This is a genomic window from Amycolatopsis thermalba (assembly GCF_023376025.1).
Classification (GTDB): Bacteria; Actinomycetota; Actinomycetes; order Mycobacteriales; family Pseudonocardiaceae; genus Amycolatopsis_E; species Amycolatopsis_E thermalba.
Map to the genome: position 1 here is coordinate 4,245,660 of NZ_CP091196.1, position 20,244 is coordinate 4,265,903.

At 72.5% G+C, this 20,244-nt stretch carries 20 protein-coding genes; 9 read left to right on the forward strand and 11 right to left on the reverse strand.

Annotated features, from left to right (window positions below; all coding sequences use genetic code 11):
• Positions 1 to 115: 115 nt before the first annotated feature.
• Entirely contained in the window at positions 116 to 457 is a 342-nt protein-coding gene (locus L1857_RS20515) for a hypothetical protein (RefSeq protein ID WP_094002920.1), read from the reverse strand.
• Between the two features lie 81 nt (positions 458 to 538).
• Between L1857_RS20515 and L1857_RS20520 the strand changes: the two genes are divergently transcribed.
• On the forward strand, positions 539 to 868 hold the full coding sequence (locus L1857_RS20520) for a hypothetical protein (protein WP_116109081.1): 330 nt from the start codon (positions 539 to 541) through the stop codon (positions 866 to 868).
• An 11-nt stretch (positions 869 to 879) separates the two neighbouring features.
• On the opposite strand, the gene arc is transcribed toward L1857_RS20520, so the two are convergent.
• The gene (arc, locus tag L1857_RS20525) at positions 880 to 2,688 is read right to left on the reverse strand and encodes a proteasome ATPase (protein ID WP_094002919.1); all 1,809 of its coding nucleotides are present in this window, start codon (positions 2,686 to 2,688) and stop codon (positions 880 to 882) included.
• Positions 2,689 to 3,164: 476 nt separating this feature from the next.
• Between arc and L1857_RS20530 the strand changes: the two genes are divergently transcribed.
• On the forward strand, positions 3,165 to 3,914 hold the full coding sequence (locus tag L1857_RS20530; RefSeq protein ID WP_094002918.1) for a hypothetical protein: 750 nt from the start codon (positions 3,165 to 3,167) through the stop codon (positions 3,912 to 3,914).
• Positions 3,915 to 3,945: 31 nt separating this feature from the next.
• Positions 3,946 to 4,731, forward strand: coding sequence for a hypothetical protein (locus L1857_RS20535; protein ID WP_094002917.1), 786 nt, complete (start codon positions 3,946 to 3,948; stop codon positions 4,729 to 4,731).
• Positions 4,732 to 4,741: 10 nt separating this feature from the next.
• On the opposite strand, the gene L1857_RS20540 is transcribed toward L1857_RS20535, so the two are convergent.
• Entirely contained in the window at positions 4,742 to 5,566 is an 825-nt protein-coding gene (locus tag L1857_RS20540; protein WP_094002916.1) for a tRNA (adenine-N1)-methyltransferase, read from the reverse strand.
• A 55-nt stretch (positions 5,567 to 5,621) separates the two neighbouring features.
• Positions 5,622 to 6,779 (reverse strand): M50 family metallopeptidase, encoded by a 1,158-nt coding sequence (locus L1857_RS20545; RefSeq protein WP_094002915.1) that lies wholly within the window; start codon positions 6,777 to 6,779, stop codon positions 5,622 to 5,624.
• Positions 6,780 to 6,875: 96 nt separating this feature from the next.
• Here L1857_RS20545 and L1857_RS20550 point away from each other — a divergent pair, with 96 nt between their 5' ends.
• The 5 genes from L1857_RS20550 (at position 6,876) to L1857_RS20570 (ending at position 11,692) form a co-directional block, all read left to right on the forward strand.
• A complete protein-coding gene (locus tag L1857_RS20550; protein WP_094002914.1) occupies positions 6,876 to 7,742 on the forward strand; it encodes a RecB family exonuclease in 867 nt (288 codons plus the stop codon).
• A gap of 17 nt (positions 7,743 to 7,759) precedes the next feature.
• Complete coding sequence (locus tag L1857_RS20555) at positions 7,760 to 8,539, forward strand: thioesterase family protein (protein WP_094002913.1); 780 nt, start codon at positions 7,760 to 7,762, stop codon at positions 8,537 to 8,539.
• Between the two features lie 78 nt (positions 8,540 to 8,617).
• The gene (locus L1857_RS20560; protein ID WP_094002912.1) at positions 8,618 to 9,547 is read left to right on the forward strand and encodes a ParA family protein; all 930 of its coding nucleotides are present in this window, start codon (positions 8,618 to 8,620) and stop codon (positions 9,545 to 9,547) included.
• A 352-nt stretch (positions 9,548 to 9,899) separates the two neighbouring features.
• A complete protein-coding gene (locus L1857_RS20565) occupies positions 9,900 to 11,090 on the forward strand; it encodes an MFS transporter (protein ID WP_205413148.1) in 1,191 nt (396 codons plus the stop codon).
• Positions 11,091 to 11,113: 23 nt separating this feature from the next.
• Positions 11,114 to 11,692 (forward strand): TetR/AcrR family transcriptional regulator, encoded by a 579-nt coding sequence (locus L1857_RS20570; protein ID WP_116109079.1) that lies wholly within the window; start codon positions 11,114 to 11,116, stop codon positions 11,690 to 11,692.
• A gap of 20 nt (positions 11,693 to 11,712) precedes the next feature.
• On the opposite strand, the gene L1857_RS20575 is transcribed toward L1857_RS20570, so the two are convergent.
• Complete coding sequence (locus L1857_RS20575) at positions 11,713 to 12,924, reverse strand: RNA polymerase sigma factor (protein ID WP_116109076.1); 1,212 nt, start codon at positions 12,922 to 12,924, stop codon at positions 11,713 to 11,715.
• Positions 12,921 to 13,292, reverse strand: coding sequence for a YciI family protein (locus L1857_RS20580; RefSeq protein ID WP_116109074.1), 372 nt, complete (start codon positions 13,290 to 13,292; stop codon positions 12,921 to 12,923). The genes L1857_RS20575 and L1857_RS20580 overlap by 4 nt, the downstream gene beginning before the upstream one ends.
• 102 nt (positions 13,293 to 13,394) lie before the next feature.
• Between L1857_RS20580 and L1857_RS20585 the strand changes: the two genes are divergently transcribed.
• Positions 13,395 to 13,841, forward strand: a complete 447-nt coding sequence (locus L1857_RS20585; RefSeq protein ID WP_094002908.1) for a YybH family protein — start codon at positions 13,395 to 13,397, stop codon at positions 13,839 to 13,841.
• On the opposite strand, the gene L1857_RS20590 is transcribed toward L1857_RS20585, so the two are convergent.
• From L1857_RS20590 to metH, 5 genes are all read right to left on the reverse strand, one after another.
• Complete coding sequence (locus tag L1857_RS20590; protein ID WP_094002907.1) at positions 13,838 to 14,776, reverse strand: AEC family transporter; 939 nt, start codon at positions 14,774 to 14,776, stop codon at positions 13,838 to 13,840. The genes L1857_RS20585 and L1857_RS20590 overlap by 4 nt on opposite strands.
• A complete protein-coding gene (gene hisG / locus L1857_RS20595; protein WP_094002906.1) occupies positions 14,773 to 15,618 on the reverse strand; it encodes an ATP phosphoribosyltransferase in 846 nt (281 codons plus the stop codon). The genes L1857_RS20590 and hisG overlap by 4 nt, the downstream gene beginning before the upstream one ends.
• A 31-nt stretch (positions 15,619 to 15,649) precedes the next feature.
• A complete protein-coding gene (locus tag L1857_RS20600) occupies positions 15,650 to 15,913 on the reverse strand; it encodes a phosphoribosyl-ATP diphosphatase (RefSeq protein WP_094002905.1) in 264 nt (87 codons plus the stop codon).
• A 66-nt stretch (positions 15,914 to 15,979) separates the two neighbouring features.
• Entirely contained in the window at positions 15,980 to 16,642 is a 663-nt protein-coding gene (locus tag L1857_RS20605; RefSeq protein WP_283258019.1) for an HAD family hydrolase, read from the reverse strand.
• Between the two features lie 16 nt (positions 16,643 to 16,658).
• Complete coding sequence (gene metH / locus L1857_RS20610; protein ID WP_116109068.1) at positions 16,659 to 20,201, reverse strand: methionine synthase; 3,543 nt, start codon at positions 20,199 to 20,201, stop codon at positions 16,659 to 16,661.
• Between the last annotated feature and the right edge of the window lie 43 nt (positions 20,202 to 20,244).

A 20,244-nucleotide genomic window follows, 5' to 3' on the forward strand; every position in this document is an offset into this window, starting at 1 on the left:
GGCCGCCAGGCCGAGTCCGATGCGCAGGGGACTGTCCTTTCCGTGCGGGTTTTCCAGCGTGTATCGGCGTGCTGGCCACCGGTGGTTTTCGCCGAAAGCCGCGCCGTATAGGGCGTTATACGCCTGATGCTCGTTGACGGAGGATGTCCAGCCACTGCTCGGAGTTCAGCGCCTGCCGGTGCAGCTTCTCCAGCCGCGCCGCCGGCGCCCGCACGTAGCCCTTGCCGAAGACCGGCGCGATCTGCCGCAGGCTCGCTCCCTCCTCCCGGGCCGCCAGCAGCACCCAGTCCGAGGCGTCGGCACAGGCCGCCGACGCACGCCGCAACTCCCCCAGCAGCCGGATCAGCTCCGCGGGCGGGACGGCGTGCGCGCGGACCGCCTGCGCGGTCTCCTCGAGCCAGGCCAGGACGTCGGCTTCGGTGATCGGGGCGCGGATCTCGGCGGCGGGCTCGGTCATGGCGCGCAGTATAGGTCGTTATACGGCCATCGCGGGGCGACACGCCGGGCAACCGAAACCGCCGGGAAGCGTCCTCACCCCGTGTCCGACAAGATCGTCCGCGGGGTTCGTGGCGTGGTGACCGCGCTCGCGGTGACGCTGGCGCTGCTTCCGGTGCACGGGGCCGCCCTGCTGATGCTGCTGTTCGCGGTGGGGCGGTACGACTCCAGCGGGCAGGGCGGGCCGTTCCGCAGCTGCACGGCCGATTCGGTGTCGTGCGCGGGGCCGGACGTGCCCGTGGTGATCGGCTGCGCGCTGGCCGTCCTCGGCGGATTGCTGCTCGCCGGCTGGGCGGGGCGGCGCGCGGGGCGGCCCCGAAGCCACTCACACGGCGGAGGCCGCCGACCCGGGCGGATCGGCGGCCTCCCCTGACGTGCCTGCGGTTACAGGTACTGGCCGGTGTTCGTGGCCGTGTCGATGACGCGACCGGACTCCTGGTTCTTGCCGGTGACGAGCGTGCGGATGTAGACGATCCGCTCGCCCTTCTTGCCCGAGATGCGGGCCCAGTCGTCCGGGTTGGTGGTGTTGGGCAGGTCCTCGTTCTCCGCGAACTCGTCGACGATCGCGTCGAGCAGGTGCTGCACCCGCAGACCGGGCTGCTTGGTCTCCAGCACCGACTTGATCGCCGCCTTCTTCGCCCGGTCCACGATGTTCTGGATCATCGCGCCCGAGTTGAAGTCGCGGAAGTACAGGACCTCCTTGTCCCCGTTGGCGTAGGTGACCTCGAGGAACCGGTTCTCGTCCGTCTCCTCGTACATCCGCTCGACGGTGTTCTGGATCATCGCCTCGATCGTGGCCTGCGCGTCCCCGCCGAACTCGGCGAGGTCGTCGGCGTGGATCGGCAGCCCCGGCGTCAGGTACTTGGAGAAGATGTCCTTCGCACCCTCGGCGTCCGGCCGCTCGATCTTGATCTTCACGTCCAGCCGGCCCGGGCGCAGGATCGCCGGGTCGATCATGTCCTCGCGGTTGGAGGCGCCGATGACGATGACGTTCTCCAGCCCCTCGACACCGTCGATCTCGGCCAGCAGCTGCGGCACGATCGTGGTCTCCACGTCCGAGGAGACGCCACTGCCGCGGGTGCGGAAGATCGACTCCATCTCGTCGAAGAACACGATCACGGGCGTGCCGTCGGAGGCCTTCTCGCGGGCCCGCTGGAAGATCAGGCGGATGCTCCGCTCGGTCTCCCCGACGAACTTGTTGAGCAGCTCCGGGCCCTTGATGTTGAGGAAGTACGACTTGGCGTCCTTCGAGTCGCCGTCGCCGCGGGCCTCGGCCACCTTCTTGGCCAGCGAGTTGGCGACCGCCTTCGCGATCAGCGTCTTACCGCACCCGGGCGGGCCGTAGAGCAGGACGCCCTTGGGCGGCCGCAGCTCGTACTCCCGGTAGAGGTCGGCGTGCAGGAACGGCAGCTCCACGGCGTCGCGGATCTGCTCGATCTGCCTGCCCAGGCCACCGATGTCCTCGTAGCGGACGTCCGGGACCTCCTCCAGCACGAGGTCCTCGACCTCGGCCTTGGGGACCCGCTCGTAGGCGTAGCCCGCCTTCGAGTCCACCAGCAGCGAGTCGCCCGGCTTGAGCGTCTGCGCGGCCAGCGGGTCGGACAGCCAGACCACCCGCTCCTCGTCGGCGTGACCGACGACGAGCGCGCGGGCGCTGCCGCCCTCGGTCGCCGGCGTCAGGACCTCACGCAGCGAGCAGACCTCGCCGGTGAGCTCGAAGTCGCCCGCCTCGACGACGGTCAGCGCCTCGTTCAAGCGGAGAGCCTGACCGCGCTGGAGGGACTCCACCTCCACCGCCGGGGACACCGACACCCGCATCTTGCGGCCGGCGGTGAACACGTCGACGGTGTTGTCCTCGTACGCGGTGACGAACACGCCGTACCCGCTGGGGGGCTGGGCGAGCCGGTCGACCTCTTCGCGCAGCGCGAGGAGCTGCCCCCGCGCCTCGCGGAGGGTCTCCACGAGCTTGTTGTTCCGCTCCGTGAGCTGGGCGACTCGTTCCGACGCCTCGGCGAGACGCTGCTCCAGCACGCGGTTCTGACGGGGTGATTCGGTTAGTTTGCGCCGCAGCAGGGCTACTTCCTCTTCCAGGAAGCGGACCTGCCGCGCCTGCTCGTCCGGCGTCGTTCCAGCTCCACTGATCTCTGAAGGGTCGGCGTCCTCGTGCCGACCTCCGGGAAGGTCGTGTTGCATGTCGGCACCTCCTCGGAGTGCTTTTAACCCACGGTACCGGCGATCACCGACATGAAAAGCCCTTTCCGCATCACAGGATCGGCGCGTCGCATCACGAAGCCGGACGGAACCGTTACACGAGGGTCCTGCCCAGCGGTCGGCGAACCGCTCGGAAAACTACGGACAGTATCCACCCGGCCACGGACAGCGGCCATCCGGGCGGTGAGCGATTCACTCATGTCACGACCACCCAACCAAGGCTTTACAGGACGTTCACCGGGCGTCTTCCCCTTCTCCTCCTCCTTCAAACCCGGGTGATTTTCGCGTCGCCACACCGGATCGCCGGCCGCCGCAGCGGACGGCCAAGATCGAGTTGCCGGACATCGGCGCTACGATCGCTCGCGTTACACCCCGGATTCGCGCCGGGGGAAACCGGATGCCGCTTCGGCGCGTCGAAGGCAGGCAGACACCCGACGTGAACGAGGAGACGTCCGTCCATGACCTACCCGCCGCACGGCCCGGGCCAGCCGGGTCCCCACGGGCCGCAGGGCCCCTACGGGCAGCCCGGGCCGTACGGGCAGCAGCCCGGACAGCCCCAGGGCGGGCCGCCGCCCGGCTACCCGCAGGGGGCGCCGCGGACGCCTCCGCCCGGGTTCCCGGGCGCGACGCAGCAGTTCGCCGCGCCGGGCGGGTCCGGCGGGCCGGGCGGTGAGCCGCCGAAGAAGAAGACCGGCCTGATCGCCGGCATCGCGGCGGCCGCGGTCGTGGTCGCCGCGGTGGCCGTCACCCTGGTGGTCACGCTCGGCGGCGACGACGAGAAGGACACCGGCAACACCGTCGCCGCCGCCGGCTCCTCCTCCAGCGCGAGCCCCACGGCGCGCGCGAACTCCTCGACCGCGACCGCGCCGTCGTCCCGGCGCTCGTCCTCGTCCGCGACCACCGGCGCCGGGGGTGGCGCCGCGGGCGGCCCGGACAGCGTGGCCCAGCAGGTCGTGGACGCCATGAACGCCCGCAGCGCCAGCCGGTACGCCGCGCTGACCTGCGGCGGCGCCACCGACAGCGAGGTCTCCTCGCTGCAGTCCCAGTGGGACGCGGCCAGCGAGCTGCAGGCCAGCATCTCCGGCCCGGCCGAGGTCACCGGCGACACCGCGAAGGTGCCGGTCAATCTCCGTTACAACGGTGACCGGCAGGATGCGAAGATGCCGCTCAAACGGCAGGGTTCGAACTGGTGCGTCGACGAGTCCTGAGCCAACCGATCCACGAAGGGGTAACCCGATCATGACCTACCCGCCGCAACAGCCCGGGCCCTACGGGCAGCAAGGCCCCCACGGCCAGCCGGGCCGGCCGGGCCCCTACGGGCAGCAGCCGGGCGGCGGCTACCCCCAGCAGCAGCCCGGATATCCGCAGGGCGGGCCGCAGCAGCCCGGTCACCCACAGGGGCAGCCGGGCTACCCGCAGACCCCGCCGCCCGGCTTCCCCGGCGCGCCGCAGCAGTTCGGCCAGGACCCCTACGCCGACCCGTACGCCGGGCAGCAGTACCCGGGCGGGCCGGGCGGTGAGCCGCCGAAGAAGAAGACCGGCCTGATCGTCGGCATCGCGATCGCCGCGGTGATCGTCATCGCCGGTGCCGCGTTCCTGATCTGGTTCCTCACCAAGGACGACGGCGGCGACGGCAACAGCGCCGCGCCCAGCACGAGCGCGACCGCTCCCCCGGCCTCCAGTGAGGCTCCGTCCAGCAGCTCGCGCACCCCGACGTCCACGCCCGAGGGCACCGCGGCGCCGGGCGGGAAGTCCACCCCGGAGGAGACCGCGCAGGCGATCGCCACCGCGTACAGCACCGGGGACAAGGAGACCATCCAGTCGATGGTGTGCGCGAGCCGGCCGCAGTCGGTGCCGGACATCCCGCCCGGCATCACCGTCACGGTCACCGGCAGCCCGGACGTCGTGGGCGACACCGCCTACGTGCCGGTGCACGCGGTCGGCCCGGGCGGCACCAACGACTTCGAGCTCGGCCTCGCCAACGAGGGCGGCGTGTGGTGCTACCTGGGCGACCGCACGAACTGACGCGGAAACCTCAGCCGCGGCTCGGCCTGCGCTGCGGCCGCGGCGGGGTCACCCCGTCGGCCAGCCGTCGCGTGGTGAGCAGGAAGGCGGTGTGCCCGACCATCCGGTGTTCCGGGCGCACCGCCAGGCCCACCACGTGCCAGGGCCGCACGAGGCTCTCCCACGACTCGGGCTCGGTCCAGCCCTGCATCTCCCGCAGCGCCTCGGTGACCCGGGACAGCTGGGTCACCGTCGCCACGTAGACGACCAGCACCCCGCCCGGCACCAGGCTGCGGTGGACGGTGTCCAGCACCTCCCACGGCGCCAGCATGTCCAGGATCACCCGGTCGACCTCGCCCTCGTGGCTGGCGAGGTCGTCGACCTTCAGCGTCCAGTTCGCCGGCCGCTCCCGGAAGAACCGCTCGACGTTCTTGACCGCGTGCTCGGCGTGGTCCTCGCGCACCTCGTAGGACAGCACGCTGCCCTCCGGGCCCACCGCCCGCAGCAGCGAGCAGGTCAGCGCGCCGGACCCGGCGCCGGCCTCCAGCACCCGCGCGCCCGGGAAGATGTCGCCCCACATCACGATCTGCGCCGCGTCCTTGGGGTAGATCACCTGCGCGCCGCGCGGCATGGACAGCACGTAGTCGGCCAGCCGCGGCCGCAGCGCCAGGTAGGCGGTGCCACCGACGGAGGTGATCACCGAGCCCTCCGGCTTGCCGATCAGGTCGTCGTGCCGCAGCGCGCCGCGGTGGGTGTGGTACTCCTCCCCCTCGGCGAGCACCAGCGTGTAGTTGCGTCCCTTCGGATCGGTCAGACGGACCCTGTCACCCGGGCGGAACGGCCCGCTCACCTGCACTGTGGAACTCCTCGAAACTCGCGAACGCAGCGCTCGATCTTCCCAGACCGGCTCGTCAGCGGACGCGGCGGGCCGACAGGGCCGAGCGCAGGTCCTCGCGGCGCAGCACCCCGGCCGGGCGGCCCTCGTCGTCGACCACGAGGAACTGCCACGCGGCGGTCTCGCGGACGCGCTCGGCGATCTCCTCCCCCGGCTCCGAGGCGAGCAGCACGGTCTCGGCGCGGATCGGCTCGGCGGCCAGCTCCGCCGGGGCCTGCGGCGAGGTCTCCGCGAGCCGCTCGGCGGCGCCTTCGTCGAGCAGGCCGGCCGCGACGCCGTCCGCGCGCACCAGCACCACTCCCCGGCCCGCCGCGGCCGCCAGCGCGTCCGACACCGGGCTCTCCGCGGGCAGCTGCAGCACCGGCCGGGTCAGCTCGGTCACCGCCAGCCCCTCCGGCCAGCCCCGGTTGGCTTCGGCGGTCAGCTCCGATCCGGCGCCCATCGCGACGAACCACGCCGTGACCACGCACACGCCCAGTCGCAGCCAGCGGTCCTCGCTGCCGGAGACCATGCCGAGCATCGCCCACACCAGCAGCCCGGCGGCGACGATCCCGCCGCCCACGACGGCCGCGCGGGTGCCGCTGGCCCGCCGCCCGGTGAGGGCCCACACCCCGGCGCGCAGGAGGCGCCCGCCGTCCAGCGGGAGGCCGGGCAGCAGGTTGAACACGCCGACCGCGAGGTTGGCCACCGCGCACTCGGCGACCAGCAGCCACACCGCGCCGTCCGGCGGCACCGCGAACAGCAGCAGGCCGCCGAACGCCGCGAGCAGGACCGACACGACCGGCCCGGCGGCCGCGATCAGCCCCTCCTGACCGGGTTCGCGCGGGGTACGGGCCACTTCGGACAGTCCGCCGAGCAGGAACAGCCGCAGCCGCCGCACCGGGATGCCCATCCGCAGCGCCACCACGCAGTGGCCCAGCTCGTGGGCCAGCACGGACAGCCCGAGCAGCACCGCGAACGCCGCGGCCAGCGCCCACGACGTGGCCGCGGTGGCGCCGGGCAGGAGCCGGTCGACGAGCGGCTGGTAGAGCACGACCACCACGAGCGAGCCGATCCACCAGGAGGGGGCGAGCAGCACCGGCACGTCCTGGACCCGGAACAGCAGCAGGCCGCCGTCGGCGGTGGTCAGCACCCGCCTCGGCTGGTTCCTCCCGTGCTCGCCGGTCGCGGCCATGCCCGTCAGGGTAGAGCGTGGGGTGTCAGGCGGCGGTGACCCGCGGGTGCGCGCGGCGTCGCGATCTTGTCGGACCCCTCGTTTAGGGTGCGGGGTATGGCTCAGACGGCGACCACGGAACCCCAGCTCGGCGTGCGCCGCCCCGCGCTGTCCCCTTCGCGGGCCAGCGACTTCAAGCAGTGCCCGTTGCTCTACCGCTTCCGGGCGGTCGACCGGCTGCCGGAGGTGCCGACGAAGGCGCAGCTGCGCGGCACGCTCGTGCACTCGGTGCTGGAGCGGCTGTTCGCGCTGCCCAAGACCGACCGCGAACCGGACCGCGCCCGCGAGCTGCTCGCGCCCACCTGGAGCGAGCTGTCGGCCGACAACCCCGAGTGGGCCGCGCTGTTCGACGGCGAGGACGTGCAGGGCTGGCTGGAGTCGGCGACGAAGCTGCTGGACAGCTACTTCCAGCTGGAGGACCCGCGCCGGTTCGACCCGGAGGCGTGCGAGCTCCACGTCGAGCTGGAGCTGGAGTCGGGGGTCCGGCTGCGCGGGTACGTCGACCGGCTGGACGTCGCGCCCACCGGCGAGATCCGGGTGGTGGACTACAAGACCGGCGCCGCGCCCCGCGAGATCGGCGAGGCCAAGGCGATGTTCCAGATGAAGTTCTACGCCGTGGTGCTGTGGCGGCTGCGCGGCGTCGTGCCGCGCCAGCTCAAGCTGATGTACCTGACCGACGGGCAGTCGCTGGCCTACGCGCCGGACGAGGCCGAGCTGCGCCGGTTCGAACGCACGCTGGAGGCGATCTGGCAGGCGATCCTCAAGGCGGGCAAGACCGGCGACTTCCGGCCCAGCCCGAGCCGGCTGTGCGACTGGTGCGCGCACCAGTCGCTGTGCCCGTCCTTCGGCGGCACGCCACCGGAGTACCCGGGCTGGCCGGAGCCGGACCCGGGTGTGGAAACGGCCCTGGATCGAGCGGACTGAGGATCAGGCGGACGGAGATGACGGAGAACGCTTTCTACCTGCCGCTGGGCGGCGACCGCTACCAGCCGACCGAGCACACGGCCGGACCGTGGACCCCGGAGGCGCAGCACTTCGGGCCGCCCTCGGCGCTGCTCGCCCGCGCGCTGGAGGGCCTGACCACCGACCGGCCGGGGCTGCTGGCGCGGGTGACCGTGGAGATCCTCGGCCCGGCGCCGCTGACCGAGCTGTCGCTGCGGTCCTGGGTGGAGCGGCCGGGACGGTCGGTCGAGCTGCTCGGCGCCGAGCTGCACGACGGCACGCGGGCGGTGGCCCGGGCGTCGGCGTGGCGGATCGCCGAGGCCGACACGACGGCGGTGGCCACCGAGGAGCCGGCGCCACCACCGCCGGCGGACTGCCGTCCGGCGACCTGGCCGGACACCTGGGGCCGTGGCGGGTACCTGGGCGCGATGGAGTGGCGGATCATCGCCGGCTCGCCCGCGGAGCCGGGCCCGGCGTGGGTGTGGGGCAGGCAGCGGGTCGAGCTGGTGGCCGGGGAGAAGCCGACGCCGTTGCAGCGGCTGTTCGCGGTCGCCGACACCGGCAACGGCGCGTCGAACTTCCTCGACCCGGCGAAGTGGTGGTTCATCAACAGCGAGCTGACCGTGCACCTGCGGCGCGCGCCGGCGGGCGAGTGGACGGCCCTGGACGCCCGCACGCTGGTGGGCCCGACCGGGGTGGGCACGGCCACCAGCACGCTGTCCGACGTCCAGGGCCAGGTGGGCCAGGCCGCGCAGGCGCTGATGGTGCGGACACGCTGACGGGCGTGACCGTCCCCCGCCGGCCGCACGAGATCCACTACTCTGCGGCCAGGGATCGACTGACCTGGGAGCGCTCGAGTGCAGATCACTTCGGTGGTCAACCAGAAGGGCGGCGTCGGCAAGACGGCGCTGAGCGTCGGGGCCGCCGCGGCGCTGGCCGAACGCGGCCGCCGGGTGCTGCTCATCGACCTCGACCCGCAGGGTCACGCGACCACGGAGATGCTGGGCCTGGACGAGGTGCCCGCGCAGGCGCCGAGCCTGGCCAAGGCGCTGACCAAGATGTGGAAGGGGCCGGTCGAGGAGCTGATCGTGCCGCACCGGCGCAGCAACATCGGCCCGGGCGGCGCGTTCGACGTCATCCCGACCTCGCCCGGCATGTTCGACCTGGTGCGCAGGCTGGACCAGTTCCGGGTGCCGGGGTGGCAGCTGGCGCGGGTCGTGCAGTTCGCCAACTACGACCACGTCATCATCGACTGCCCGCCGGCGCTGGACGTGCTGACCAACAACGCCCTCGCCGCGACGCACGGCATCCTGGTGCCGGTGCAGCCGGACCGCACCAGCATCCGGGCGCTGCGCCTGCTCAACGACCAGCTGTACTACGTGCAGACCGCGCTGAACCGCCCGCCCATCCCCTACTTCGGGGTGGTGCCGGGCCTGTACCGGCGGCCGATGTCCGGGTACGCGGTGGCGGCGCTGGAGGAGCTCAAGCAGTTCGGCTACCCGCTGCTGGCGCACGTGCCGCTCGGGGTGGTGATGAACGAGGCGGCCGCGCACGGCATGCCGGTCACCACGTTCGCCCCGGAGACCACGCAGGCGGTGGCGTTCCGGGAGATCGCGGCGGTGCTGGACGGCCACCTTGCCCGCCAGCAGCCCTCGCCCCCGATCCCGGCCGAGGACGACTTCGTGTTCGAGGACTTCATCACCCAGGTGGCGCACGCCCGCAACGAGAACGACAACGGCGCGCGGAAGCGGCTGTACGACCTGATGCCCAAGCGACCCCGCGAGTAGCGGCTTCGGAAAACGCTTTCTCGCACGCCGCATGCGCCGCGGCGTGCGGATGATCATGCCCGCCGCGAAGCGGCAGGAGCGAGGTGCGGGGCCAAGTTCCGGATGAGGTCCAGGCCGCGGTGCCCTGGCGGCCCCGGCCGGCACCGCTGACCGAAAACCCCTGACCGAAAACCCTGACCGGCCGCGCCGGAAAGCGCTTCCCGCACACACTGCGTGTCCCCGAACGGCGTGACGATGATCATGCCCGCCGTGACGCGGTAACCCCACCCCCGGCTCGACACCGGCCCGAGCGAGGTGACACGCTGGCGCCAGTTTTAGATCAATTGAACCAAAACTCCGGAAAGGCCCGCGCATGCCCACCACGTCCCACACCCGGGCAGACAGCCGGGCGATGCCGCTCGCGGTCTCCGTCCTCGGCCTCGCCATCTTCTGCCTCCACACGACCGAGGTGATGGTGGCCGGGCTGCTCCCGTCGCTCTCGGCCGGCCTCGGCGTCTCGACCACCGCGGCGGGCAACCTGGTCACCGTCTTCGCGCTGGGCATGGTGTTCGGCGGCCCGGCGCTGACGCTGGCGCTCATGAGGGCGCCCCGCAAGCCGGCAATGATCATGATGCTGGTGCTGTTCCTCGCGGGACAGACCCTCGGCGCCCTCGCCGGCGCCTACTGGGTCATGGTGCTCGCCCGCGTCCTCACGGCGCTGGCCACCGCGGCGTTCTTCGGGCTCGCCGCGTCCGTGTGCGCCGGCCTGGTGCCGCCGGACCGGGTGGGCCGCGCACTGGCCGTCGTCTTCGGCGGCTTCATGGTGGCCAACGTGTTCGGCCTGCCCCTGGCGACCTTCATCGACCAGCTGATGGGCTGGCGGGCCGCCTTCTGGACCGTGGACGTCCTGGTCGCCCTGTGCCTCGTCCTGGTCCTGGTCACCGTCCGCAGCCCCGCGGCCCCGGGCCGGCCGGACCTCCGCGCGGAGCTGTCGGTCTTCCGCAGCGGACGGCTCTGGGGCGCCTTCACCACCAACGCCCTGCTGATCGGCGGGGTGTTCGCCACCTTCGCCTACCTGTCCCCCGTGCTGACCGAGGTGGCCGGCTTCGGCGCGGCCGTCGTCCCGCTGCTGTTCGTCCTGTACGGCGTGGGCACCGTCATCGGCAACGTCGTCCTCGGGCGCCTGGCCGACGCGCACACCATGCGCACCCTCTGGCTCGGCGGCGTGGTCCTGGCGGTGCTGCTGGGCCTGTACGCGCTCGTCGCGAGCAACCAGGCACTCACCCTCGTCGCCCTGTTCCTGCTGGGCTTCACCGGGCTGCCGCTGAACCCGGCGATGGCCTCGCGCGTCATGCGGCTGTCCAACAGCGGCGCGCTGGTCAACACCATGAACACCGCGACGATCTGCGCCGGCGTCACCCTCGGCACCTGGCTGGCCGGCCTCGGCATCGACGCCTTCGGCTACCACGCCCCGATGTGGGTCGGCGCGCTGCTCGCGGCCGGCGCGCTGGCCACCCTGCTCGTCGCGCGGATCGCGGACCGGCGGCCGTTTTGGCGCGCCTGATCCACCACGAATAGGTTGGCGGCATGGGCAGGCCCAGGAAGTTCGACGAGACGCACGCTCTCACCGCCGTCATGCACACGTTCTGGCGGCGGGGGTACGAGGCCACCTCGACCCGCGATCTCGCCGAGTCCACCGGCATGGGCCTGTCCAGCCTGTCCAACGCCTTCGGCGACAAGCGGCAGATGTACCTGCGCGCGCTGCGCCGCTACTTCGAAACCAACACCGCCGTGCAGACCGAACTCCTGGCACAGCCCGAACCGGTCAAGGACCGGCTGCGGAACCTCATGGTGCAGGCGATCGACCTCGACCTCGCGGACCCGCCCTCCCCCGGCTGCCTGATCATCAACGCCTCGATCGAGATGGCCGGCACCGACCCGGAGGTGGCGCAGGAGGTGCGGCGGCACTTCACCACCGTCGAACGGGCGGTCCGCGCCGCGCTCGACGAAGGGCAGCGCAGCGGGGAGATCAGCCGCGACCAGAGCGCCGCCGCCCTGACCCACCACGTGCTGAGCAGCTACTACGGCCTCCGGGTGCTCGGCCGTGTGCAGCCGGACCGCGCTGCCCTCCTGGACGTGGTGGAGACGATGCTGGCCAAGCTCTGAGAGCCGCGCCGTATAGGTCGTTATACGGATCGGGCGGCGCAGGCGCGGGCCCGCGCCTCCAGGTACCGCCGCTCCGGGACGTTCAGCGTGCGTACCGCCGCGCGGCGGTACGCCGGCTCCGCCGACGCCGGATCGCCCGCCCGCTCCAGCAGGTGCGCGCGCACCGCGTCCACCCGGTGGTGCCCGGCCAGCGCGGGGTCCTGCTCCGCCGCGGCCAGCTCCCGCAACCCGGCCCGCGGACCGTCCACTTCGGCCACCGCGACGACCCGGTTCAGCGTGACCATCGGCCCGGGCGCCACGGCCGCGAGCAGCTCGTACAGCCCGGCGATCTCGCGCCAGTCGGTGTCCCCGGCCCGCTCGGCCTGCCCGTGCACCGCGGCGATGGCGGCCTGCAGCTGGTACGGCCCGGCCGGTGCGGTGGTCAGCGCCCGCGTGACGAGTTCGATGCCCTCGCCGATCATCGCGCGGTCCCAGCGCGACCGGTTCTGCTCGGCGAGCGGGACCAGCGCGCCGTCCGGTCCGGTGCGGGCGGCGCGGCGGGCGTCGGTCAGCAGCATCAGGGCGAGCAGGCCCGTCACCTCCCCCTCATCGGGCAGCCGGGCGTGCAGCTGCCGGGTCAGGCGGATCGCCTCGGCCGTCAGGTCCACGCGCTGCAGCGACTCCCCCGAACTCGCCGTGTGGCCCTCGGTGAAGATCAGGTACAGCACGTTCAGCACGGCCGCCAGCCGCGGCCCGTACTCCTCCCGCGACGGCGGGCGGAACCGGGCGCCGCCGGCCTTGATGCGTTGCTTGGCGCGGCTGATGCGTTGCGCGATGGTCGATTCCGGCACCAGGTAGGCGCGGGCGATCTCGGCGGTGGTGAGCCCGCCGACCGCGCGCAGCGCCAGCGCCACCTGCGACGCCGGGGTCAGCGACGGGTGGCAGCACAGCATGAGCAGCGTGAGCGTGTCGTCCACCGCGGGCACCGGCGCGGGGTCCGGTGGCGTCGTCATCGCGACGTGCTCCTCGCGGCGGCGGCGGGCCGTCTCCGCGCGCCACAGCTCGATCCGCCGCCGGGACGCGGTGGTGATCAGCCAGCCCTTCGGGTTCGCCGGCATCCCCTGCGCCGGCCACTGCGTCGCGGCCGCGAGCAGCGCCTCCTGCACCGCGTCCTCGCAGAGGTCGAAGTCGCCGTAGCGGCGCACCAGCGCGGCGAGCACCTGCGGCGCCAGCTCGCGCAGCAGCTCGGTCACGGCAGGAAGACGCTCAGGTCCTGCGTCGGGCGCACCTCGACCAGGCCCAGCGCCGCCTCCGGGATCCGCGCCGCCCACTCCACGGCCCGGTCGAGGCCGTCGCAGTCCAGCACGTAGAACCCCGCCAGCTGCTCCTTGACCTCGGCGAACGGCCCGTCGCCCGCGATCACCTGGCCGTCGCGGACCAGGACCCGCTTGCCGGTCTCCGGCGGCGCGAGCGAGGACGACGTCACCAGCTCCCCCGACTCGGCGAGGTCGCGGTCGAGCGCCTCGTACGCCTTCAGGCCCTGCCCTTTCTCGTCGTCGGCCAGCTTCTCCCACACCGCCTGCGAGGCGGCGTTGCGGTAGATCAGCACCAGGAACTTCATCGGCCCTCCCCGAGAAAAGAAATCCGGTCGCCGGGGATGTCGAGACCGGCACCTCGGCTTCGACGTCCCCCGTGCAAGCACACCTTAGTGGGAGGACCAGCGATGACCAGCACCATCGACCAGCAGAACGAGATCCGCGCGCTGATCGCGGACCAGGCGGCCGCGATCCGGGCCGGGGACGCCGAAGCGGTGGTCGCCCGGTACGCGCCGGACATCGTCGCGTTCACGCTCGCGCCGCCGCTGCTGCACGGCCCGGCCGAAACCCGGGATCCGGAGACCCTGCGCGGCTGGTTCGCCGGGTTCTCCGGCCCCGTCGACTACGAGGTTCGCGACCTGCACGTCACCGTGGGCGGCGACGTCGCCTACGCGCACAGCCTGAACCGGCTCACCGCCGTCCCGGCCGGTCAGCCGGAGCCGTTCACCCTGTGGTTCCGGTCGACGGTGTGCCTCCGCCGCGAGGGCGACCGGTGGCTCATCACGCACCAGCACCAGTCCACGCCGTTCCACATGGACGGCACCTTCGCCGCGGCCCTGGACCTGCAGCCCTAGAGGAACTCGCCGACCAGCCAGGACACCAGGGACAGCGACCCCATCGACACCAGGGTCGACACGAGCACGCAGTCGCGCACGAACCGGCTGTCCAGGGCGTACTGGCTGGTCGCGATGAAGATGTTCTGCGCGGTGGGCAGCCCGGCGCACACGGTCACGATCATCAGCACCGGGTGCGGCAGGCCGAGCAGCAGCCCGATGCCGAGGGTGATGGCGGGCTGGGCGACCAGCTTCAGCCCGACCACCGTCGCCATCTCGGCGCGCCGCGTCCCCACCGGCTCGCGGGAGCCACCGGAGGTCAGCGACATGCCCAGCACCAGCAGGGCGGTGCCCACCCCGGCCGAGGCGATCAGGTGCAGCGGCTGCGCCACCAGCTGCGGCAGGTGGAGCCCGCTCGCCCGGAACAGGATCCCGGTCAGCGACGCGGCGATCACCGGGGTGCGCACCGGCAGCATCAGCAGCGTCCGCCACCGCGAGCGGCCCGGCTCCCGCGAGTCGGTCTCCAGCAGCGCCAGCAGGGCGGGCATCAGCACCAGCGTCTGCAGCAGGATCACCACGATGATGAACGCGGAGTCCCCGAACAGCTGCAGCAGCACCGGGATGCCGAGGTTGCCGGCGTTGGCGTAGCAGGAGGCCATCCCGCTGACCGCCCACTCCGACAGCTTGCGCCGGAACACCCACTTGCCGAGCGCGAACCCGATCGCGCCCACCACGACGGTACCGAGCAGGAACGCGACCACACCCGGGTTGAGCAGGGCGGTCAGCGGCGTGTCCTGCATCGTGGTGAACAGGACCGCGGGCATCGCCACCACGAAGACGTACTTCGTCAGCGCCGCCTCGGCGCCCTCGCCCAGCACGCGGAACCGGCCGAGCAGGTATCCCAGTCCGGTCAGTGCCCAGATCGGCGCGAACGCCGGCAGGACACCGCCGGTCAAAGCCGGCAGGAGCGGATGTCGGAGGCGAGGACCGCCTTCGCGCCCACCTCGGCGAGCTCGTCCATGATCTGGTTGACCTTCTTGCGCGGCACCATCGCCCGCACCGCAACCCAGTCCGGGTCGGCCAGCGGCGCGACCGTCGGCGACTCCAGGCCCGGCGTGATCGCGACCGCCCGGTCCAGCAGCGTCCGCGGGCAGTCGTAGTCGAGCATCATGTACTGCTGCGCGAACACCACGCCCTGCAGGCGCGCGGTCAGCTGCGCCTTCGCCTTGGCCGCGTCGCTGCCGGCGCGCTGCACCAGCACCGCCTCGGACACGCAGATCGGGTCGCCGAACGCGACCAGGTTGTGCTGCCGCAGGGTCCGGCCGGAGCCGACCACGTCGGCGATCGCGTCGGCGACGCCGAGCTGGATCGAGATCTCCACCGCGCCGTCGAGCCGGATCACCTCGGCCTCGACCCCCTGGCGGGCCAGGTCGTCGCGCACCAGCCGCGGGTAGGAGGTGGCCAGCCGCTTGCCGTGCAGGTCGGCCGGCTTCCAGTCCTGCCCGGCCGGGGCCGCGTAGCGGAAGGTGGAGCCGCCGAAGCCCAGCGCCAGCACCTCCTCGACCGGGGCGCCGGAGTCCAGGGCCAGGTCGCGGCCGGTGATGCCCAGGTCCAGCTCGCCCGAGCCGACGTAGATCGGGATGTCCTTGGGGCGCAGGAAGAAGAACTCGACCTCGTTGTTCGGGTCGAGCACGGTCAGGTCGCGCTGCTCATGCCGCTGGCGGTAACCGGCCTCGCCGAGCATCTCCGACGCCGGCCCGGCCAGCGCTCCCTTGTTCGGCACCGCAACCCGCAGCATGCCCTCACTCCTCGATCGTTCTCCGGTCCCGCTACAGGTAGCGGTACACGTCCTCGGTGGTCAGCCCGCGACCGAGCATCAGCACCTGAACCCGGTACAGCAGCTGGGAGATCTCCTCGGCCAGCCGGTCGTCGGACTCGTGCTCGGCGGCGATCCAGACCTCACCGGCCTCCTCGAGCACCTTCTTGCCCTGGGCGTGCACGCCGGCGTCCAGCGCCTCGACCGTGCCCGATCCCTCGGGCCGGGTGCGGGCCCGGTCGGTGAGCTCGGCGAACAGCTCGTCGAAGGTCTTCACGGTCTGTAGATCCTTCCATCCGGCCCGCACCGCATCCGATCCGGGCCGCCGCTGCTGACGGCGGCGTCACACCAGGGCGCGCAGCGCGTCCGCGTCGACGCCGGTGAGCGAGGTGCGGAACACCCGCCGCGGCCCCGGTGCGACGGTCACGTCGTTGGGCACGACCAGCACGACGCACCCCGCGGCGGCGGCCGACTCGGTGCCCGGCGGGGAGTCCTCGACGGCCACGCAGCGTGCCGGGTCCACCCCGAGCAGCCGCGCCGCGCGCAGGTACGGCTCCGGGTGCGGCTTGTTCAGCCCGTCCACCTCGTCCCCGCAGACGGTGACGTCGAAGAACTCCCGCCCGATCGTGTCCAGCGCCAGCTCGGTCAGCGACCGCTCGGTGGAGGTGACCAGCGCCGACGGGATCCCGGCGCGGCGCACCGCGGTCAGCGCCTCGCGGGCGCCCGGCCGCCAGGGCAGCTCGTCGGCGAACAGGTTCGCGGTCCGGTCGCGGATCCACGCGCCGGTGTCCGCGATCGCCGCGGCGGCCGGCTCGTGCCCGGTCACGGCCAGCAGGTAGCCCGCGGTGGCGTCCATGTTGGACCCGACGAGCGTGAGCCGCTGTTCGGTGGTGAGCGTGCCGCCCAGCCACTCGGCGCACTCGTACAACGCCACGTCCCACAGCTTCTCCGAGTCGACGAGCGTGCCGTCCATGTCCCAGAGCACGGCAGCCAGGCCGTCCGTCAAGTGGTTCTCCCTCTGCTCAGGTGTTGAAGTACTTGGCCTCGGGGTGGTGGGCCACGATCGCGTCGGTGGACTGCTCGGGGTGCAGCTGGAACTCCTCGGACAGCTTCACGCCGATGCGCTCGGCGTCGAGCAGCTCCACGATCGTCGCGCGGTCCTCCAGGTTCGGGCAGGCGCCGTAGCCGAAGGAGAAACGGGCGCCGCGGTAGCCCAGCTTGAAGAAGTCCTCCAGCTCGCGCGGGTCCTCGTCGGCGACCGCCCGGCCGCTGGTGAAGTGCAGCTCCTGCCGGACGCGGCGGTGCCAGTACTCGGCCAGCGCCTCGGTCAGCTGCACGCCCAGCCCGTGCACCTCCAGGTAGTCGCGGTAGGCGTCGTTCGCGAACAGCTCGTTGGCGTAGTCGGCGATCGGCTGGCCCATGGTGACCAGGGTCAGCGGCAGCACGTCCACCTCGCCGGTGGAGCGGGGCCGGAAGAAGTCGGCCAGGCACAGGTAGCGGTCGCGGGTCTGGCGCGGGAAGGTGAACCGGGCCCGCTCGGGCGCGTCGGCGTGCGCCTCGGTCAGCACCACCAGGTCGTTGCCCTCGGCGACGGCCGGGAAGTAGCCGTACACGACGGCGGCGTGCTGCAGCACCCCGTCGGTGGCCAGCCGGTCCAGCCAGTACCGCAGCCGCGGGCGGCCCTCGGTCTCCACCAGCTGCTCGTAGCTGGGCCCCTGCCCGCCGCGGGCGCCACGCAGGCCCCACTGGCCGAGGAAGGTGGCCCGCTCGTCGAGCAGGGCGGCGTACTCGGCGACCGGGATGCCCTTCACCACGCGGGTGCCCCAGAACGGCGGCACGGGCACGGGCACATCGGTCGCGACATCGGAACGGGCGGGAATCGGGGCCTCCGGCTCTCGGGCGGACTTGCGGGCTTCGGCGATGCGCAGGGACCGCTCGCGGCGGGCCTTGCGCTCCGCTCTCTTCGCCGCCTCCTCCGCGCTGATCTCCGGCGCCCGCCCGTGCTTGGCGGCCATGATCGTGTCCATCAGCCGCAGGCCCTCGAACGCGTCCCGCGCGTAGCGGACGTCGCCGTGGTACAGCTCGGCCAGGTCGTTCTCCACGTAGGTGCGGGTCAGGGCCGCGCCGCCGAGCAGGACCGGCCAGCGCTGGGCGACCCCGCGGGAGTTCATCTCCTCCAGGTTCTCCTTCATGATCACCGTGGACTTGACCAGCAGCCCGGACATGCCGATCGCGTCCGCGCCGTGCTCGTCGGCGGCCTCCAGGATCGCGTTCACGGGCTGCTTGATACCCAGGTTGATCACGTCGTACCCGTTGTTGGACAGGATGATGTCCACCAGGTTCTTGCCGATGTCGTGCACGTCGCCCTTGACCGTGGCGAGCACGATCCGGCCCTTGCCCGAGGAATCCGTTTTGTCCATGTGTGGTTCGAGGTAGGCCACCGCGGTCTTCATCACCTCCGCGGACTGCAGCACGAACGGCAGCTGCATCTGGCCGGACCCGAACAGCTCGCCGACGGTCTTCATGCCGGACAGCAGGGTGTCGTTGACGATGTCCAGCGCCGGCTTCTCCGCCAGGGCCGCGTCGAGATCGGCCTCCAGCCCGGTGCGCTCGCCGTCGACGATGCGCCGTTCCAGCCGCTCGAACAGCGGCAGCGCGGCCAGCTCCTCGGCGCGGGAGGCGCGGCTGGAGGCGGCCGACACGCCCTCGAACAACGACATCAGCTTCTGCAGCGGGTCGTAGCCGTCGCGGCGCCGGTCGTAGACCAGGTCGAGCGCGACCACGCGCTGCTCGTCCGGGATCCGCGCCATCGGCAGGATCTTCGAGGCGTGCACGATCGCGGTGGTCAGCCCGGCCTCGACGCACTCGTGCAGGAACACCGAGTTGAGCACCTGGCGCGCGGCCGCGTTCAGTCCGAAGGAGACGTTGGAGATGCCCAGCGTCGTCTGCACCTCCGGGTAGCGGCGCTTGAGCTCGCGGATGGCCTCGATGGTCTCCAGCGCGTCGCGGCGGGTCTCCTCCTGCCCGGTGGTGATCGGGAAGGTCAGGCAGTCGACGATGATGTCGCTGACCCGCATGCCCCAGTTGGTGACCAGGTCCTCGATCGTGCGGGTGGCGACGCGGACCTTCCACTCGGCGGTGCGGGCCTGGCCCTCCTCGTCGATGCACATCACCACGACCGCGGCGCCGTGCTCGGACACCAGCCGCATGATCTTGGTGAAGCGCGAGTCCGGGCCGTCGCCGTCCTCGTAGTTGACGCTGTTGACCACGCACCGGCCGCCCAGCCGCTCCAGCCCCGCCTGCAGCACCGCCGGTTCGGTGGAGTCGAGCATGATCGGCAGCGTGGACGCGGTCGCCAGCCGCCCGGCCAGCTCGGCCATGTCGGCGGCGCCGTCCCGGCCCACGTAGTCCACGCACAGGTCCAGCAGGTGCGCGCCGTCGCGGGTCTGCTCGCGCGCGATCTCCACGCAGTCCTCGTAGCGGCCGTCGAGCATGGCCTCGCGGAACTTCTTGGAGCCGTTGGCGTTGGTGCGCTCCCCCACCATCAGCACCGAGGCGTCCTGCTCGAACGGCACCGCCTGGTACAGCGAGGACACGCCCGGCTCGTGCCGCGGGCGGCGGGGCGCGCGCTCGGCGTCGCGCACCGCCTCGGCCAGCTGCCGGATGTGCTCGCCGGTGGTGCCGCAGCAGCCGCCCACCAGGCCCACGCCGAACTCGCGCACGAACCCGGACAGCGCCTCGGCCAGACCCTCGGGCGAGAGCGGGTACACCGCGCCGTCCGGTCCCAGCTCGGGCAGGCCCGCGTTGGGCATCACCGACAGCGGCACCCGCGCCGACTTCGACAGCGTGCGCAGGTGCTCGCTCATCTCCGCCGGCCCGGTCGCGCAGTTCAGCCCGATCACGTCGATGCCCAGCGGCTCCAGCGCGGCCAGCGCGGCGGCGACCTCGGTGCCCAGCAGCATCGTGCCGGTCGTCTCCACCGTGATGGACGCGATCACCGGCACCTCGCGGCCGGCGGCCCGCATCGCCCGGCGTGCGCCCAGGATCGCGGCCTTGGTCTGCAGCAGGTCCTGCGAGGTCTCGACCAGCACCGCGTCGACCCCGCCGTGCAGCAGACCGGTGACCTGCTCGGCGTAGGCGTCCCGCAGCCGCGCGTAGGGGGCGTGGCCCAGGGTGGGCAGCTTGGTGCCCGGGCCGACCGAGCCCAGCACGAACCGCGGCCGGTCGGCCGTGGCGTAGGAGTCGGCGGTCTCCCGCGCCAGCCGCGCCCCGGCCTCGGCCAGCTCGGTGATGCGGTCGGCGATCCCGTACTCCCCCAGGTTCGCCAGGTTCGCGCCGAAGGTGTTCGTCTCCACCGCGTCCGCGCCGGCCTCCAGGTAGGTGCGGTGGATGCCCCGCACCACGTCCGGGCGCGTCACGTTCAGGATCTCGTTGCAGCCCTCCAGGCCGGCGAAGTCGTCCAGGGACAACTCGTGCGCCTGCAGCGCGGTGCCCATCGCGCCGTCCGCCACGACCACACGGGCGGCGAGGGCGTCCAGCAGCGGTGACGAGAAACGATCGGACATGACACCAGGCTACGGTCTCGTCACCGCCCGGCGGGTCGTAGGC

Bases quoted from the DNA above. Each gene is read 5' to 3' on its own strand.
- L1857_RS20550 (WP_094002914.1), top strand. From the start codon at position 6,876: ATGGCTCAGACGGCGACCACGGAACCCCAGCTCGGCGTGCGCCGCCCC.
- L1857_RS20565 (WP_205413148.1), top strand. From the start codon at position 9,900: ATGCCCACCACGTCCCACACCCGGGCAGACAGCCGGGCGATGCCGCTC.
- hisG (WP_094002906.1), bottom strand. From the start codon at position 15,618: ATGCTGCGGGTTGCGGTGCCGAACAAGGGAGCGCTGGCCGGGCCGGCG.
- L1857_RS20545 (WP_094002915.1), bottom strand. From the start codon at position 6,779: ATGGCCGCGACCGGCGAGCACGGGAGGAACCAGCCGAGGCGGGTGCTG.
- L1857_RS20570 (WP_116109079.1), top strand. From the start codon at position 11,114: ATGGGCAGGCCCAGGAAGTTCGACGAGACGCACGCTCTCACCGCCGTC.
- arc (WP_094002919.1), bottom strand. From the start codon at position 2,688: ATGCAACACGACCTTCCCGGAGGTCGGCACGAGGACGCCGACCCTTCA.
- L1857_RS20515 (WP_094002920.1), bottom strand. From the start codon at position 457: ATGACCGAGCCCGCCGCCGAGATCCGCGCCCCGATCACCGAAGCCGAC.
- L1857_RS20580 (WP_116109074.1), bottom strand. From the start codon at position 13,292: ATGAAGTTCCTGGTGCTGATCTACCGCAACGCCGCCTCGCAGGCGGTG.
- L1857_RS20585 (WP_094002908.1), top strand. From the start codon at position 13,395: ATGACCAGCACCATCGACCAGCAGAACGAGATCCGCGCGCTGATCGCG.
- L1857_RS20535 (WP_094002917.1), top strand. From the start codon at position 3,946: ATGACCTACCCGCCGCAACAGCCCGGGCCCTACGGGCAGCAAGGCCCC.
- L1857_RS20555 (WP_094002913.1), top strand. From the start codon at position 7,760: ATGACGGAGAACGCTTTCTACCTGCCGCTGGGCGGCGACCGCTACCAG.
- metH (WP_116109068.1), bottom strand. From the start codon at position 20,201: ATGTCCGATCGTTTCTCGTCACCGCTGCTGGACGCCCTCGCCGCCCGT.
- L1857_RS20530 (WP_094002918.1), top strand. From the start codon at position 3,165: ATGACCTACCCGCCGCACGGCCCGGGCCAGCCGGGTCCCCACGGGCCG.